Below are 15,345 nucleotides of genomic sequence, written 5' to 3'. Positions count from 1 at the left end.
TTTGACTGGGCACGTCGCTGGCTATGCGACCTGTTCGTCCCTATGGCTGAGATCGGAGGCGAGCGCCTTATCGAGCACCTTCTGGATATTGGCGGCGCGGCGGAAGGAGGGCTCCTGCGTCTTGCCAGCCCTAACGGCCTGGACAAAGCGCTGATAATTAGTTTCCACCGGGTCGAACGGGATATCGCGCCATGTGGCGGTATGGACGTCGTCACCGAGGCAGGCGCGCAAGGTCGACTTGCCCGTGTCGTAGATCATTTCGATCGAGCCTGTCTCGCCATAGACACGCAATCGCAACTGGTCGAGCTGGCCGGCCGCCGTGCGGGTTGCCTGAATCGTCCCGATTGCGCCTGACGTGAAGTCGACATTCATGGTGAAGCTGTCATTGGCATCGAGATCATATTCGTCGATCTTGTCGCCCGGCGCCTTGGTGAAGGTCTTCAGCCGGCCGAAGACATGTGCGACGTCGAGCCCAGAGCCGTAAGAGGTGAAATCGACGATGTGGATGCCGATGTCGCCCAGCGCGCCGTTGGAGCCGTGTTTCTTGCTCAGGCGCCACAGCCACTTGCTTTCCGTCTTCCAATCGCCCCAGGCCTTGCCGACCAGCCAACTCTGCAGATGCGACGCCTCGACATGGCGCACGGCGCCGATCTCGCCGGCAAGCACCATCTGGCGGCCTTTCTGCAGGGCAGGCGAGTTGCGATAGGTGAAATTCACCATGCCGACCTTGCCTGATTTCTCCATCGCTTCCGCCATCTCCATTGCCTTGATGGCATCGGTCGCGAGCGGCTTTTCGCAGAAGACATGCTTGCCGGCCGCAATCGCCTGCATGGTGGTGGGATGATGGACGCGGTCCGGAGTGACATTGGCGACTGCATCAAACTCGCCCCAGGCAAGCGCTTCCTCGAGAGAGCCGAAATGATTGGGTATGCCATGCAGGCTGCAGAAGGCCGCCAGCCGCTCGGGCATGATGTCGACGCCGCCGACAACGCTCACGCCCTCGATCGCCTTGAAACTCGAAGCATGTTTATCGGCCATTCCGCCGGTGCCGAGAATAAGTAAGCGCATATTACCCTCCCATAGGATCATCTCTCCGTGGCCGAGCATTCAAACTCGAACCCACAGTGGATTGCGGCAAAACAATTTCTACTTCGCCGTTCAGAAGTTGATGACGTGACGCTTGAACAATGTCGCCGGGCGCTATGTCTTCGCAAAGATCGCCATTTTCCGCTCCTCCTAGTTCCGGCTTGACATCAAAACAAAGTAACTTAATCTAATCAATGCAGCACGGAAATGAGGATAGGTCAACAGATCAAACCTGCTGTATTCGCCAAAATGGGGGAGGAGACCCATCATGATGAAGTCAATTGTCAGCGCCCTGGCGCTGAGCACGATGCTATTTGCAGTGCAGTCCGGCTATGCCCAGGAGTTGGCGACAAAAGACAGGATCGGGTTGGAGAATGCTCCGAAGTCTTTGGTTGTCCGCCTGACGAATGACAGTCCGAACAATGCCGATCCCAAGATTGCCGATGGCTACAAGCAATTGTTCGTGGACTTCATCAAGAAACATCCGGACTGGAAGCTGCAGATGCAGTTCATGTCTGCCGATATCGGCACCGAACAGGCGAAAATGCTCGAACAGGCAAAGGCCGGCAATGCGCCGGATTGTGCGGCGGTCGACTCCTTCGTGCTATCGCAATTCATGATCAACCATGTGCTTGCCGACTTCTCACCCTATTTCAGCAAGGACGAGATTGCCGATCTCTTCCCTTTCATTCGCAATGGCATCACCGACAAGGACGGAACCATCCGTGCCTGGTGGTGGGATACGGACTTGCGCGTTCTCTATCGCAACAAGTCGATCGTTCCCGACGCGCCGCAGACCTGGGACGATCTGAAGAAAGCCGCCCTTGCCTCCAAGGATCAGGGCATGGAAGGCGTTCTCTTCAATGCCTCCCGCTATGAAGGCTCTACCTTCGACTGGCTGGCGAATTACTGGGCTCTTGGTGGCAAGCTGGTGGACGACAGCGGCAAGCCGGTCTTCGGCGAAGGCGACAACAAGGAAAAATTCCTGAAAGCGTTGACCTATTATAAGGACCTCGTCGATACCGGCGCGGCGCCGAAGCGTGTTACGACGATCGGCAATTATGACGACCTGAACGCCGCCGCTGCAGCCGGCACCACTGCCCTGTTCATTGGTGGCAACTGGCAATATGCCCAGTTGAAGGCGACGCTCGACGAAGACGAGTTCAACAAATGGACCTTCTCGCCGATCCCGGGTCCGACGGCGGACAAGCGCTCGACCGGCACCGGAGGCTGGACGATCGCCTCCTTCAGCAAGGACAAGGAAAAGGTCGAGATGTGCGCCAATCTGGCGCGCGAGGTCTATATGGGGCCGGGCAACGCTTTGCAGCAGCAATTGCCGACGCGCAAATCTCTGTTCGACAAATATCCGGTCTTTGCAACTGATGCGAACAAGACGTTCGCGGCTGCGCTCGCCAACGGCCAGGCCCGACCGGGCGCACCGATCTATCCTGAAATCTCCAATCAGATTCAGATCATGATGGGCGACGTCCTGTCCGGCACAAAATCGCCGGAGGATGCCTTGAACGCTGCGTTCAATGCGACGATGGAGGCTTACAAGCGCCTCTAGCGCACCGCATGTTCAATTGAGTGCGCAACGATCGCATACTCTTTTGATTCCGGAGCACCTAGTCAGCCTGCGGGTGAACCACCACAAAGCCGGATGCTCCAGCCGAAAGATGATCGGGGGCGGCGCTCCAACATCGGCGGCGCCGCCAACGTCCATTTGAAACATTTGGACAGAGAGAGCAGATGAGCCCAATTGCAATGGAGGCCCCAACAGGCCGAAAACGCGGGTTCTTTCCGCGTGATTTTGCCGGCGCGCCGCTTCCATGGATCATGCCTGTCATCCTGGTCATCGGCGTATTCTACCTTTACCCGGTGCTCGACGTTTTCCGGCTGTCGCTGACCAACGCGACGCTGATCGGCGAGAATTCGAGCTACACGCTGGATTCAATCAAGAACGCAATCAACTCGCCGCAACTGCCGGACATTCTGTGGGCGACGTTGATCTTCGTCGGCGGCAGCGTGGTCGGTCAGCAGATCCTCGGCCTGGCGGTTGCGGTTGTCGTCATTCGCGGCGAAAAACGCGGATTGTTCGGCACGACCATCCTGCGCACGACCGCGCTCGTCGCCTGGGTCGTACCCGGCATTGCCGGCGGCATCATCTGGCAGATGCTGTTCAGCGAAGCGCCCTATGGCGCCCTCAACAGTATCCTGCGCATGATGCACATTCCGCCGGTGGCCTGGCTCTCCGATCCGGCGATCGCGCCCTGGTCGGCGCTGCTCTCCAATGTCTGGCGCGGCACGGCCTTCTCGATGGTGGTGATGTATGCGGCGCTGAAGGCAGTCGATCCGTCGCTGTACGAGGCGGCAGAAGTAGATGGCGCAACCTCAACACAGCAATTGATCTTCATAACCCTGCCGCAACTGCGTGCCGCGATCCTCGTCAACATGATCCTGATCACCATCATGACGCTCAATACCTTCGACGCGATCATCACGTTGACGGGTGGCGGGCCTGGCCGGGCGACCGAGGTCATATCGCTCTACGTCTTCAACATCGTCTTCCGCAATTACGATCTTTCAGGCGGCAGTGTGCTGTCGGTGCTGATGCTGTTCATCAGCCTCGGGCTCGCCTTCGTTTACGCCTCGTTCCTGCCGAAGGAGGAAGAAACATGAGTATGAGAACAGGCAGCCGCTGGGGCGATGTCGTCAGCTATATCTTCATGCTGATCATGTTCGTGTTTTTCGCGGGGCCGTTATCCTATCTGCTATCGCTTGCCCTGCGCGGTCGGCGGGAGATCTATCTCGGCGTTGCCCGCTATATCCCGAAGAACCCGACCATCGACAATTTCGTCTCGGTGCTCACCAACAGCTACTTCCCGATCTATCTTTGGAATGGCCTGAAGCTCGCGTCGCTGAGCGGCCTCGGCGTCCTGATCGTCGCTTTGCCGGCGGCCTACGCGTTTTCGCGCTTTCATTTTCGCGGCAAGGGCCTCTCGATGATGGGGCTTCTGCTGTTCCAGATGATTTCACCGCTGGTGATCATGGTGCCGCTCTACCGCTACATGAACAAGCTTGGCTTGCTCGACACTCATTTCGCCGTGGTCATGGTCTATATCGCGCTTGGCGTGCCGCTGGCGACGTGGCTGCTGAAGAGTGCGGTGGACGGCATTCCGAGGAGCCTTGACGAGGCCGCGATGATCGATGGCTGCAACCGCTTTTCGGTGTTCTGGCGCATCATCCTTCCGCTCTCGGGGCCGGGCATCGCTTCGGTGTTCATCATCACGGTGATTGCCGGCTGGTCGCAATTCCTGGTGCCGTTCCTCCTGCTGACCCAGAACAACTTGATGCCGATCGGCGTCGGCATCTTCAACTTCAAAGGCATGCAGACGGACTCCTCCGTGCAATTGCTGGCGGCCGCCTGCCTGATCTCGGTGGTTCCCGCCATTGTCGCTTTCCTCTCCCTGCAGCGGCTGATCCTCGGCGCGATGACCAGCGGAGCCGTGAAAGGATGATGTTACGGGCAAGGAGAATTGCGTGTACGAGGCAGGCGAGAGATAGCGCGAGGCTGCTTTGACGATGCGACAATTCGACGATGCCCATAATTTCTTTGACCTGACCGGCGCCAATGTCGAGGATGCCGGCGAACACAACCGCGCCGTCATCCTGCGTTGCATTCATCGGCAGGCGCCGATCTCCCGGGCTGAGATTGCCCGGCAGACCGGATTCACGAAGCCGGCGATCGCGCGCATCGTCGACCGGCTGCTGGATGAAGGTCTGGTGATAGAGGCACGCCGCCGCCATGGGCTGCGCGGGCAGCCGGCAATCGAGCTCGAGATCAATCCCGACGCCTGTTTCTCGATCGGCGTGAATATCGACCGCGATCATTTGACGATATTGGCGGTCGATGCGGTCGGAAACGTCAGGGGGAGGGTGCATCACGAAAAGCGCTTCATTCTTCCGGCCGAATTTGTCGAGCTGACGGCGGATGCCATCTCGCATTTCCAGCGTAGCAAGCTCGTCGACGATGCGCGCATCGCCGGCATTGGCCTTGCTGTTCCCGATTGGCTCGGCGAAATTCCTGTGCTGGGCCGACCGGACGATTATGCGCAATGGACGACTTTCGATGTCCGCAAAGCGATCGAAGCCATCACCGATCACCCGATCTTCATCGACAACGAAGCCAATGCCGCGGCAATGGCGGAGCTGGACTACGGACTTGGCGCCGAAAGCCGCAGTTTCTTCTATATCGCCATCAACGCCTGCCCCGGTGGCGGGCTCGTGCTCGACGGGATCGGCCATCGCGGCGCCATGGGATTGAGCGGCGAAATCGGCTGGCTGCCGATCGCCGATCCGAATGATCCGAAGGGAGCGAAAGTGCAGCCTCTCGGTGAGATCTTCTCGCTGTTCTTCCTTTATGACCACCTTGCCAAGCACGGCATAGAGGTGAGCAGGCCGCAGGATTTGTTGGCGCTCGATGCACGCGGACGCAAGCTGGTTTCATCCTGGCTGAAGCAGATGAGCGTTCATCTTGCCGAAGCGGTCATCCATATCGGCCTGATCGTCGATCCCGACGCGGTGATCGTCGGCGGACGCCTGCCGGTGCGCATGACCGACGAGCTTCTGCGCTATGTGAACGAACACCTGCAGTCTTCGGACCCGAACCTGCCGTCCATTCATCGCGCCTCGCTGACGGAGGATGCCGCCGCCCTCGGCGGCGCGGCGATGCCGACGGCGGCGGCCTTGATGCTCGGTTCGGCCAATCCGCAACAGCGCACGCGCTCGCCCCTGCAGATCATGGACCGCCTGCACGCCACATGAAGAGATCCTAATGTCATTCGATTTGTATGAGGAGGAATTCAGTGAAGATCGGCTTTTACACATCGACATTCAACGATCGCCCTTTTGAGGAGGTTGCCGATTTCGCGAAGGAGGCAGGATTCGACGCGATCGAGATCGACGTCCGCGGTCATATCAAGACGCCTGATCGTGTCGCCGACGTCGTAACCGTCGCCAGGGATCGCGGCCTGTTCGTCGCTTCGATCACCTTGACTGGCAATCAGCTAGACGCCGACATAGGCCGCCGGGCCGAATTGCGCCGCAGCACTCTGGAATTCGCCCATGCGGTCGGCGAGGCGAAAGTGCCGATCTTCGTCATTTTTCCTGGCCGCAACGACGATGCGAGCGAGGAGGAGAATTACGACAATTTCGCAGACCATGCGAACGCGCTGATTGAGGCGACGGAGGCGAGCGGTCTGACATTTGCGATCGAGAACTGGCCCGGCCCGAAGGATAATTTCATCGGCACTACGCCCTACGGATGGCAGCAGCTTTTCGAAAGGATCAGGAGCCCGCGCTTCGGCCTGGAATTCGATCCATCGCATCTGCTACGCATCGGTGTTGATCCTTTCGCAGCCCTTGCCGGCGTCAGGGATCGGATCGCCGTCCTGCACGCAAAAGATACCGCCATCGACCCCGAGCAGCAGCAGGCCGTCGGCTATCATGGCAAGGGCTGGTGGCAATATAAGCTGCCCGGCAAGGGCATGCTCGATTGGGACAAGTTCCTGCGCCAGGCAATGTCCTATGGCTTCGACGGCACGCTCTCGATCGAGCACGAGGATGCTGCTTATGGCTGGCCGGGCAAGGATCTTTCCGCTCGCAAGGAAGGCGAGCGGCTTGGCTTGAGCTTCCTGCGCAATGCGCTGAAATCGATCTGAAGCTGCGCCCAGGGAAGGGGAGGAAGCAATGGCGAATGTATCGGTCAACAATGCGCGCAAGGATTACGGCGCCTTCAAAGCCATCAAGGGCGTTTCGATGGAGATTGAGAACGGCGAATTCGTCGTTCTGGTCGGCCCATCCGGCTGCGGCAAGTCCACGCTGCTTCGAATGATTGCCGGCCTCGAAGGCATCACGTCGGGAGCGATCCAGATCGGGACGCACGTCGTCAACGACTTACCGCCAAAGGATCGCGACATCGCGATGGTCTTCCAGAATTACGCGCTCTATCCGCACATGACGGTAGCGCAGAACATGGGCTTTTCCCTACGGCTGAAGCGCATGCCGCGGCCGGACATCAAGACGAGGGTCGATCGCGCAGCGCGCATCCTTGGCCTGGAAAGCCTGCTTGAACGCTATCCGAAACAGCTCTCCGGCGGCCAGCGCCAGCGTGTCGCCATGGGTCGCGCCATCGTGCGCGATCCGGCGGTGTTCCTCTTCGACGAGCCATTGTCGAACCTCGACGCGAAGCTGCGCGTCCAGATGCGTTCGGAAATCAAGGAACTGCATCAACGCCTGAAGACGACGACGATCTACGTGACGCACGATCAGATCGAGGCGATGACCATGGCCGACAAGATTGTCGTCATGAAGGACGGCAAGATCGAGCAGATGGGCTCACCGCTCGATCTCTACGATCAGCCGAGCAATCTCTTTGTCGCCGGCTTCATCGGCTCCCCGGCGATGAACTTTATCAAGGGCACGATGACGCAGGAGGGTTTTCGGACGGCCGACGGAATCCTGCTGCCGACGCTCAAAAAACCCGAAAATGCCGTCACCTACGGCATCCGCCCGGAAAACATCCATCTCGATCCCCAGGGCATCGACATCAGCATCGTCGTGCTGGAGCCTACCGGATCGGAAACGCTGATCATTGCCAAACTGGGCGAGGAGACCATCACCTGCGTTTTCCGCGAACGTATTCGTGCCAGGCCGGGAGAGACATTGCGGGTTTCGCCCGACATGTCAGCAATCCATCTCTTCGACGATGCCGGTGTGAACATAGGCCACAGTCGCGTCCGATGATCTGGCCTGCGCAGGCGGAAGGCAATGCTGCCTGCACGAGAGGCTGCGCCTATGGTGCTGATGTCGAAGATTCTGCCCGGTTTTATCGGCGGATAACGCCGACCTTTGCGAGCACCTCGTTGGGGATCGCGTAACGTTGTATGATGTCGCGACCGTTTCGCAGGCCGCAGATTTCGCGCTGGATGAAGAAGGCCCACACGGCGTCGGAAGCCTTGTTGATAAGGTTCTCGCGGTCCGCGTCGCTGTGGCTGGTTGCGTCCCATGCCCGCAACTCCGCAAGCGCGGACTCTACCTTCAGGCCGTTGCGACCAAGAGAAGCAGCGCGTTCGGACATGAGTTCGTATTCGAGAACATTGAAGCCGCCACTCGAATTGAACTGCCTCAGAGATTGTGGCGGACGAAGGCTCATGGATGGGTATCCTTTTGCTCTGCGATGATGTTAACCGATCATGTCCGGGAGATCGATAGGCCAGGCTTGTATGGTTCACCGGTGCTATGTCGTGGCAGGTATGCCGCAATCGCATATCGACTATTCAAATGTCGTAAGTGTGCAGGCAAAATTTGGCCCGCAGTTTCAAATTTGCGAAGCGTTTCGATCAATAATCGCGATCCGGCCATCGCGCCAAGCGCGATTCCCCATCTTTATCGTCTAAAAAATATGCGGTCGTCTTAAAGATATGCGCTCATTGCAATGGTGCATTGACCGAACCGCTCTGTTAACCGGCGAGGGCGAGTCTTATATTTCAATCATCGAAAACACGGCGGCGCCCGGATGGCAGCCGCTTTTCCAAACCCGCAGAAAGGGGATGAACATGAACGTAGCGCATTCCTTCAACAACTGGCGCAAGTATCGCCGGACCGTATCGGAACTCGGTCGCATGTCGAACCGCAGGCTCAACGATCTCGGTATCGAGCGCTCGGACATCCAGCGCATGGCTCGCGAAGCACTCGCACGGTAATATTGAATTCTCGCACGGTGACAGTGCGATGTTTGAACGCCCGCTCTCATACAGCGGGCGTTTTGCTTTATAAGGATGGCCGTATTCTCATTAGACCGGCTGGCCGAAAAGTTGGAAATATCCCCAGGCGGCAACGAAAATCGCAATCACGACGAGGATGACAAGCAACTTGCGTAGACCGGGGCGCGGTGTCTTGGGCGGCTTAGGTCTTCGAAATTTGATGACATTGTCGTTCATTTGACCTCGGCTATCGGGCATTATCCAAGCTTCTCTTTCGCTCCAAATCCATGGGTCCATAGATAGAACTGTAAGGCACCCAAGAGCAACCCATTGCGAAACCGAACGCGATGGCAGTAGCAGCCCCCTGTCAGATGGCACGTATCTTTCCGCGTAAAGTCGCGCCTCACAGGTGCGCATGCTCTGCAACTTATTTCCCCACTTTGCCGCGCGAAGAGAAAGTCGTTTCTTATAATACATTTAATCTACGTATTTTATAGATTATAGAGCCGCGCCAAAACGCCGGCACGATAATCGGATGATCCATATGTCCTATCTTCTGAGTCTTCTCGACAAAAGCCCTATCGACGCCGGTAAAAATGCCACGGATGCGTTACGGTCGACCGCCAGACTGGCGGTTCGAGCCGAGGAGCTTGGCTATCATCGTTTCTGGGTGGCCGAGCACCATAATATGGCGAACTTGGCGAGCTCCGCGCCGGAGGCGCTGATTGGCTATTTGCTCGCCAAGACATCGAAGATCCGCATCGGCTCCGGCGGCGTGATGCTGCAGCATTATAGCGCCTACAAGGTGGCGGAGACCTTTAATCTGCTTTCCTCGCTAGGGCCTGGCCGGGTCGACCTCGGCGTCGGAAAAGCGCCGGGCGGCTTTCCGCTATCGACGCGGGCGCTGCAGGCAGCGGTCGATCCAGAGCGCAAGCCGAGCTTTGCCGATCAACTTGCCGACATCAACGCTTATCTCTCAGGCGAATCCTCGGCGGATACCGCCGTTGCCACGCCGCTTCCTGCGGTCGCTCCCGAACGCTATTTGCTCGGTGCCTCCGTCGACAGCGCCAAGCTGGCAGCCGAGAAGGGCTGGGAGCTGGTCTTTGCCGGCCATCTGAATGGCGATCCCGAAAATCTTCGCAAGACCTTCGAAGCCTATGAGGCGGCGAGCGGCGGCAAGAGCCCGATCTTGGCCCTGGCGGCCTTTGCCGCCGAGAGCGAGGAGCAGGCGCGCGCACGTGTCGGCGATCTCCGCATCGTCAAGATCTTCCTTCCCAATGGTCAGACGATCAATGTCGGCAGTGAGGAACAAGCGGCCGAATTCGCCCGCCAGGCTGGCGTCACTGATTACCGGACCGAGGAGAAGGTGCCGAGCGTGCTGCACGGCACGGCAGCGCAGATCCGCAATGAGCTGGACGAACTGCATCGCCGCTACGGCGTCAAGGAATTCATTCTCGACACACCGGCGCTGACGGCTGCCGAGCGCCTTTCCTCCATCGAGCTGCTCGCCAAGGAGCGGCTCTCCCTCGTCGCTTGATAATACAGAAGAGGATTGCACCCATGGCTCAGAAACACGTCACGTTCGGCATCATGCTACAGGGTCCCGGCGGCCACATGAACGCCTGGAAACATCCGAGCGGTCCGGCCGATGCCAGCGTCAATTTCGGCTTCTTTGTCGATACAGCACGCAAAGCGGAAGAGGCCGGCATCGCCTTCGCTTTCGTCGCCGACGGTCTCTACATCAACGAGCAGTCGATCCCGCATTTCCTCAACCGCTTCGAGCCAATCTCGATCCTCTCGGCGCTTGCCGCCTCCACCTCGAAGATCGGCCTCGTCGGCACGGTTTCGACCTCCTATAGCGATCCCTTTACCATCGCGCGGCAATTCGGCTCGCTTGATCTGATCAGCGGCGGTAGGGCAGGGTGGAATGCGGTGACCTCGCCGCTAGAAGGCTCCGGTCGCAACTACAGTCGCGAGCATCCCGAACACGAGCTGCGCTACGAGATCGCCGACGAATATCTGGACGTCATCAAGGGCCTGTGGGATTCCTGGGATGACGACGCCTTCATCCGCAATCGCGAAAACGGCGTCTTTGCGGACAAGACCAAGCTGCGGCGGCTGAACCATAAGGGTCGCTTCTTCCGCGTCGAAGGACCTTTGAATATCGGCCGTTCCAAGCAGGGCCAGCCGGTCGTCTTCCAGGCGGGCGCCTCGGACTCGGGCATCCGGCTCGCCGGTAGGCATGCCGACGCCGTCTTCACCAATGGCGGGCCGATCGAGGAGGCGCAGGCCTTCTATCGCCAGCTCAAGGACAGCGTGATCGCACACGGGCGGTCGGCTGCGGCGGTCGGCATCTATCCCGGCATCGGCCCGATCGTCGGCGCGACGAAGGAAGAGGCGGAAGCGAAATATCAGGCAATCCGCAATCTCGTTACCATCGAAGAGGCGCTGCTCTATCTCGGTCGCTTCTTCGATCATCATGATTTCAGCGTCTATCCCCTGGACGAGCCTTTCCCCGATCTCGGCGATATCGGGCGCAACAATTTCCGCGCGACCACGGACCGCATCAAGAAGACGGCGCGCGAGAAGGGGCTGACGCTGCGCGAAGTCGCGCTCGATTCCGCAACGCCTCGCACCGCTTTCATCGGCACGGCGGACCATATCGCCGGCGAGATCATCCGCTGGGTGGACCAGGGGGCGGCCGATGGCTTCATTCTCGGCTTCCCGGTGATCGCCGAAGGCTTCGACGACTTCGCCCGATACGTCCTGCCGATCCTGACCGCGCGCGGCTATTTCGACCCCGTGCTGAAGGGCTCGACGCTGCGTGATCATCTGGGGCTGCCCTATCGCGAGAGCCGCTATGCGCAGGCCAAGGACGAAGTCGAACAAGGAAGGGCGATCCGTGCCTGAGGCATGGTCGACGCTGCCATGAACGTCATCACCCAGCATCATCGACCGACTGATGATATCGAGAAGGGGATAGCCTCCTTTATCGACGAGATCATTGCTCTCCGTCATGATCTGCATCGCTATCCGGAGCTTGCCTTCCAGGAGCGGCGGACCAGCAAGATCGTCGCCTCCCTGCTTTCTTCCTGGGGCTACGAGGTGGCGACCGGTGTTGGGGGCACTGGCGTCGTCGCAACCCTTCGGGGCGGCGACGGCGGCAGGCGCATCGGCATTCGAGCCGATATGGACGCCCTGCCGATCGAAGAGGCCACTGATCTTCCCTATGCCAGCGACAATCCCGGCGTCATGCATGCCTGTGGCCATGACGGGCACATGTCGATCCTGCTCGCCGCGGCGCGTTACCTCGCTGAATCCAAAGATTTTTCCGGTGTGCTGACGCTGATCTTCCAGCCGGCCGAAGAGATCGGTGCCGGCGCCCGCAAGATGATTTCCGACGGGCTTTTCGAACGATTTCCAGTGGACGCCGTTTTCGGCCTGCACAATTGGCCGGGCGTACCATCGGGTCAGTTCGGTTTCGTCGCCGATGCGGCCATGGCCTCGGTCGATCAGGCCGTGATCCGTATCGTCGGCAAAGGTGGTCATGGGGCTGAACCGCAAAAGGCGGTCGATCCGGTATTGGCATCTGCCGCCTTCATCACGGCTTTGCAGAGTGTCGTGGCGCGCAATGTCGACCCTCAGGATATGGCGGTCGTCACCGTCGGCTCGATTCATGGTGGCTCGGCCTCGAACGTGATCCCGGAAAGCGTAGAGCTGAAGCTGACCATGCGTGCTTTCAGCGAGGCGGTGCGCCAGCAATTGCAAGAGCGTATCCCCGCACTTGCCCGCGCCCAGGCGGAAAGTTTCGGTGCGCAGGCGCATGTGAACTATCGCCTCGGCTTTCCGGCGCTGATCAATCATCGCGAAGAGACGGCCTTCGCCCGCGCAGTGGCGCTGGAGACCTTCGGTGAGGGGCGGATCGTGCAGAATTTCCGGCCGCGCACGGCAAGCGAGGATTTTGCCTTCATGCTGCAGGCGCAGCCGGGCAGCTATCTCTTCGTGGGCAACGGCGACAGCGCCCCTCTCCACAGCGCCCACTACGATTTCAACGACGCGATCATCGCGCCCGCCGCCCGCTACTGGGTGCGGCTGGTCGAGACCTTCCTTTCATGATGACGACAACAGGACGGCTGATGAGATGAGTGACAGCTTTCTCTACACGACCCCTCTCGACCCACGCGCAAAGCCGCTGATCGACGAGCTGATCCATGAATATGACAGCCGCTACGGCACCTATTTCAGCGCCGAGGGTGCGGCGGCGGAGCTCAACCGCTATCCGCCGGAAGCCTTCGCGCCGCCCGATGGTAATTTCGTGCTTTTGATCCGCGATGGCGAAACCATCGGCGGCGGCGCCTTCAAGCGCTATGACGAGCGTACCGCCGAATTCAAGCGCATCTGGACCCGCCATGATCTGCGCCGGCAGGGGCTGGCGCGCAAGGTCCTGATCGAGCTGGAAGCGCAGGCAGCCCGCCAGGGCTATTTCCGCATCTACCTGACCACGGGTTTCCGCCAGCCGGAGGCGGTCGGCCTCTATCTCAACTATGGCTACACCGCCCTGTTCGACCAGGCTGTCGATCCGGAAATCCACCGGACCCTCCCCTTCGAGAAAGATGTCCGCCATCTGGCCGAACCGGAGCTGCGCGTGGCCGGCGGCAACAGGTGAAAACGGTCACGAACCGATAATCCATAAAAGGGAAACATCATGGCACTGACGACAGATTTCGTGGGCATTGCTCCCGGCAACAGGGTCGCCGATCAAAAGCAGGATTATTCCCGCTATCGCATCGTTCCGGCCCGTCATCCCGGCCGTGTGGCGGGAACCATCTTCGCTGCCCTTGTCATCGCCGCCGTGCTCTATTCCACCTTCACCAATCCGCGCTGGGGTTGGAGCGTCTTCGCGCAATGGTTCTTCGCCGAGCCCGTTCTCGCCGGTCTCGGCAGGACATTGCTTCTGACGGTGCTTGCCGCGATTTCGGGCTCGATCCTCGGCACGGCGCTGGCGCTTGCCCGCGTTTCCAAGTCGCCGCTACTGTCAGGCCTTTCCTGGGGCTATATCTGGCTGCTGAGATCGATCCCGATGATCGTGTTGCTGCTGGTGCTGAACAATCTCGGTTATCTCTACGAGACGATCAAGATCGGTATTCCCTTCACCGATACGGTCTTCATCGACTATCCGACGGTGCAGCTATTGACGCCTTTCGCTGCTGCCTTCCTGGGGTTGACGCTCAACCAGTCGGCCTTCTTCGCGGAGATCGTACGCGGCGGCATCCTCTCCGTCGATCAGGGACAACTTGAAGCAGCCTCGGCTCTGGGCTTGTCGCGCCGCCGCCAGGCCTTCCGCATCGTGCTGCCGCAGGCCATGCGCTCCATCCTGCCGACCGGCTTCAACGAGATCATCGGATTGGCAAAGAGCACCTCCGTGGTCTATGTGCTCGCCCTGCCGGAACTCTTCTATACGGTCCAGGTCATTTATCGCCGCAACCTCGAAGTTATTCCGCTGCTGATGGTCGCGACCGTCTGGTATCTGGTCATCATGACGGTGCTGTCGATCGCGCAGCACTATATCGAGCGCTATTTCTCGAAAGGCGCGGTGCGCAACCCGACGCCGCTTCCCTTCCAAGCCTTCTTCGAACGGTTCCGCCGTCCGCTGCCAGCTTTGGACGTTTCGACGGATGCCGCGCTGCGGCCCGGCGTCATCGACGTGGCAAGCTTCCGGGCGGCCGGAGGGGCAGTGCGCATTCACGGCATTTCGAAAAGCTTTGGAGCACTGAAGGTGCTCGATAATATCGAACTCAGCCTTTCGCCCGGCAGCGTGACCGCTATCCTTGGCCCGTCCGGCTCCGGCAAGTCGACACTCTTGCGCGCCATCAACCATCTGGAGCGCGTCGATAGCGGCTTCATCTCCATCGACGGCAATCTGATCGGCTACAGCCAGAAGGGCGACACGCTCTACGAACTCAAGGAGAAGGATATTCTGAGGAGCCGCGCCGATATCGGCATGGTGTTTCAGAGCTTCAATCTCTTTCCGCATCTGACCGTGCTCGAAAATCTCATCGAGGCGCCGATCCAGGTGCGGGGCATTAGCCGCGAGGATGCCGTGCAATTGGCGCAGGAGCTGCTCGCCCGCGTCGGCCTCAGCGACAAGATCAACGCCTATCCGCGCCAGCTTTCCGGCGGCCAGCAGCAGCGCGTCGCGATCGCCCGCGCCCTGGCGCTCCGCCCCAAGGTGCTGCTCTTCGACGAACCGACGTCGGCACTCGATCCGGAACTGGTCGGCGAGGTGCTCGACGTTATCAAGGAGCTCGCCCGCACCGGCACGACGCTCGTCATCGTTACCCATGAGATCGGCTTTGCCCGCGAGGTGGCCGATACGGTGGTCTTCATGGAAAGCGGCCACATCCTCGAGGCCGGCCCGCCGGCCCGCATCTTCAACGAAGCGGAACATCCACGCACCCGCGAGTTCCTGGCAAAAGTTCTCTAGCGAAAACCCGGC

Annotated in this window: 15 protein-coding genes; 12 read left to right on the top strand and 3 right to left on the bottom strand. The window is 59.6% G+C overall.

Going from position 1 to position 15,345, the window contains the following annotated elements; genetic code table 11:
* Positions 1-21: 21 nt before the first annotated feature.
* A complete protein-coding gene (locus ACXHXG_RS27220) occupies positions 22-1,068 on the bottom strand; it encodes a Gfo/Idh/MocA family protein (RefSeq protein WP_457901344.1) in 1,047 nt (348 codons plus the stop codon).
* A 286-nt stretch (positions 1,069-1,354) separates the two neighbouring features.
* On the opposite strand from ACXHXG_RS27220, the gene ACXHXG_RS27215 reads away from it, so the two are divergent.
* The 6 genes from ACXHXG_RS27215 to ACXHXG_RS27190 all read left to right on the top strand — a co-directional run bounded on the left by ACXHXG_RS27215 (position 1,355) and on the right by ACXHXG_RS27190 (position 7,890).
* Complete coding sequence (locus tag ACXHXG_RS27215) at positions 1,355-2,653, top strand: extracellular solute-binding protein (protein WP_285169834.1); 1,299 nt, start codon at positions 1,355-1,357, stop codon at positions 2,651-2,653.
* Between the two features lie 182 nt (positions 2,654-2,835).
* Positions 2,836-3,765: a carbohydrate ABC transporter permease gene (locus ACXHXG_RS27210; RefSeq protein WP_260304286.1), complete on the top strand. Its 930-nt coding sequence runs from the start codon at positions 2,836-2,838 to the stop codon at positions 3,763-3,765.
* Positions 3,762-4,604 carry a carbohydrate ABC transporter permease gene (locus ACXHXG_RS27205; RefSeq protein ID WP_260304285.1) on the top strand — a complete coding sequence of 281 codons (843 nt, stop codon included), beginning with the start codon at positions 3,762-3,764 and terminating at the stop codon, positions 4,602-4,604. The genes ACXHXG_RS27210 and ACXHXG_RS27205 overlap by 4 nt, the downstream gene beginning before the upstream one ends.
* Positions 4,605-4,668: 64 nt before the next feature.
* Positions 4,669-5,910 (top strand): ROK family transcriptional regulator, encoded by a 1,242-nt coding sequence (locus tag ACXHXG_RS27200; RefSeq protein ID WP_260305254.1) that lies wholly within the window; start codon positions 4,669-4,671, stop codon positions 5,908-5,910.
* Between the two features lie 41 nt (positions 5,911-5,951).
* Positions 5,952-6,806, top strand: a complete 855-nt coding sequence (locus ACXHXG_RS27195) for a sugar phosphate isomerase/epimerase family protein (RefSeq protein WP_457901343.1) — start codon at positions 5,952-5,954, stop codon at positions 6,804-6,806.
* A gap of 28 nt (positions 6,807-6,834) precedes the next feature.
* Positions 6,835-7,890, top strand: a complete 1,056-nt coding sequence (locus ACXHXG_RS27190; protein WP_457901342.1) for an ABC transporter ATP-binding protein — start codon at positions 6,835-6,837, stop codon at positions 7,888-7,890.
* An 82-nt stretch (positions 7,891-7,972) separates the two neighbouring features.
* Here ACXHXG_RS27190 and ACXHXG_RS27185 read toward each other — a convergent pair whose 3' ends face one another.
* Complete coding sequence (locus tag ACXHXG_RS27185) at positions 7,973-8,299, bottom strand: DUF6665 family protein (RefSeq protein WP_260304282.1); 327 nt, start codon at positions 8,297-8,299, stop codon at positions 7,973-7,975.
* A gap of 403 nt (positions 8,300-8,702) precedes the next feature.
* Here ACXHXG_RS27185 and ACXHXG_RS27180 point away from each other — a divergent pair, with 403 nt between their 5' ends.
* Complete coding sequence (locus ACXHXG_RS27180) at positions 8,703-8,849, top strand: DUF1127 domain-containing protein (protein WP_457901341.1); 147 nt, start codon at positions 8,703-8,705, stop codon at positions 8,847-8,849.
* 90 nt (positions 8,850-8,939) lie between these two features.
* Here ACXHXG_RS27180 and ACXHXG_RS27175 read toward each other — a convergent pair whose 3' ends face one another.
* Entirely contained in the window at positions 8,940-9,086 is a 147-nt protein-coding gene (locus tag ACXHXG_RS27175; protein WP_260304280.1) for a hypothetical protein, read from the bottom strand.
* A 307-nt stretch (positions 9,087-9,393) separates the two neighbouring features.
* On the opposite strand from ACXHXG_RS27175, the gene ACXHXG_RS27170 reads away from it, so the two are divergent.
* From ACXHXG_RS27170 to ACXHXG_RS27150, 5 genes are read left to right on the top strand one after another with little or no spacing between them, the layout of a single operon-like run.
* On the top strand, positions 9,394-10,386 hold the full coding sequence (locus ACXHXG_RS27170) for an MsnO8 family LLM class oxidoreductase (RefSeq protein ID WP_260304279.1): 993 nt from the start codon (positions 9,394-9,396) through the stop codon (positions 10,384-10,386).
* 23 nt (positions 10,387-10,409) lie between these two features.
* On the top strand, positions 10,410-11,759 hold the full coding sequence (locus ACXHXG_RS27165; protein WP_260304278.1) for an LLM class flavin-dependent oxidoreductase: 1,350 nt from the start codon (positions 10,410-10,412) through the stop codon (positions 11,757-11,759).
* Between the two features lie 18 nt (positions 11,760-11,777).
* Positions 11,778-12,965 carry a M20 aminoacylase family protein gene (locus tag ACXHXG_RS27160; protein ID WP_260304277.1) on the top strand — a complete coding sequence of 396 codons (1,188 nt, stop codon included), beginning with the start codon at positions 11,778-11,780 and terminating at the stop codon, positions 12,963-12,965.
* A gap of 25 nt (positions 12,966-12,990) precedes the next feature.
* On the top strand, positions 12,991-13,515 hold the full coding sequence (locus ACXHXG_RS27155; protein ID WP_457901340.1) for a GNAT family N-acetyltransferase: 525 nt from the start codon (positions 12,991-12,993) through the stop codon (positions 13,513-13,515).
* A 39-nt stretch (positions 13,516-13,554) separates the two neighbouring features.
* On the top strand, positions 13,555-15,333 hold the full coding sequence (locus ACXHXG_RS27150; protein WP_457901339.1) for an amino acid ABC transporter permease/ATP-binding protein: 1,779 nt from the start codon (positions 13,555-13,557) through the stop codon (positions 15,331-15,333).
* The last annotated feature ends 12 nt before the right edge of the window (positions 15,334-15,345 follow it).

It is taken from the genome of Rhizobium sp. LEGMi-198b, from assembly GCF_054114205.1.
Note: the sequence above shows the minus strand (reverse complement) of the source record. Positions and strands in the feature narration are given on the sequence as shown.

Bases quoted from the DNA above. Each gene is read 5' to 3' on its own strand.
- ACXHXG_RS27180 (WP_457901341.1), top strand. From the start codon at position 8,703: ATGAACGTAGCGCATTCCTTCAACAACTGGCGCAAGTATCGCCGGACC.
- ACXHXG_RS27220 (WP_457901344.1), bottom strand. From the start codon at position 1,068: ATGCGCTTACTTATTCTCGGCACCGGCGGAATGGCCGATAAACATGCT.
- ACXHXG_RS27170 (WP_260304279.1), top strand. From the start codon at position 9,394: ATGTCCTATCTTCTGAGTCTTCTCGACAAAAGCCCTATCGACGCCGGT.
- ACXHXG_RS27175 (WP_260304280.1), bottom strand. From the start codon at position 9,086: ATGAACGACAATGTCATCAAATTTCGAAGACCTAAGCCGCCCAAGACA.
- ACXHXG_RS27160 (WP_260304277.1), top strand. From the start codon at position 11,778: ATGAACGTCATCACCCAGCATCATCGACCGACTGATGATATCGAGAAG.
- ACXHXG_RS27165 (WP_260304278.1), top strand. From the start codon at position 10,410: ATGGCTCAGAAACACGTCACGTTCGGCATCATGCTACAGGGTCCCGGC.
- ACXHXG_RS27205 (WP_260304285.1), top strand. From the start codon at position 3,762: ATGAGTATGAGAACAGGCAGCCGCTGGGGCGATGTCGTCAGCTATATC.
- ACXHXG_RS27150 (WP_457901339.1), top strand. From the start codon at position 13,555: ATGGCACTGACGACAGATTTCGTGGGCATTGCTCCCGGCAACAGGGTC.
- ACXHXG_RS27155 (WP_457901340.1), top strand. From the start codon at position 12,991: ATGAGTGACAGCTTTCTCTACACGACCCCTCTCGACCCACGCGCAAAG.
- ACXHXG_RS27215 (WP_285169834.1), top strand. From the start codon at position 1,355: ATGATGAAGTCAATTGTCAGCGCCCTGGCGCTGAGCACGATGCTATTT.
- ACXHXG_RS27185 (WP_260304282.1), bottom strand. From the start codon at position 8,299: ATGAGCCTTCGTCCGCCACAATCTCTGAGGCAGTTCAATTCGAGTGGC.
- ACXHXG_RS27210 (WP_260304286.1), top strand. From the start codon at position 2,836: ATGAGCCCAATTGCAATGGAGGCCCCAACAGGCCGAAAACGCGGGTTC.
- ACXHXG_RS27190 (WP_457901342.1), top strand. From the start codon at position 6,835: ATGGCGAATGTATCGGTCAACAATGCGCGCAAGGATTACGGCGCCTTC.
- ACXHXG_RS27200 (WP_260305254.1), top strand. From the start codon at position 4,669: ATGCGACAATTCGACGATGCCCATAATTTCTTTGACCTGACCGGCGCC.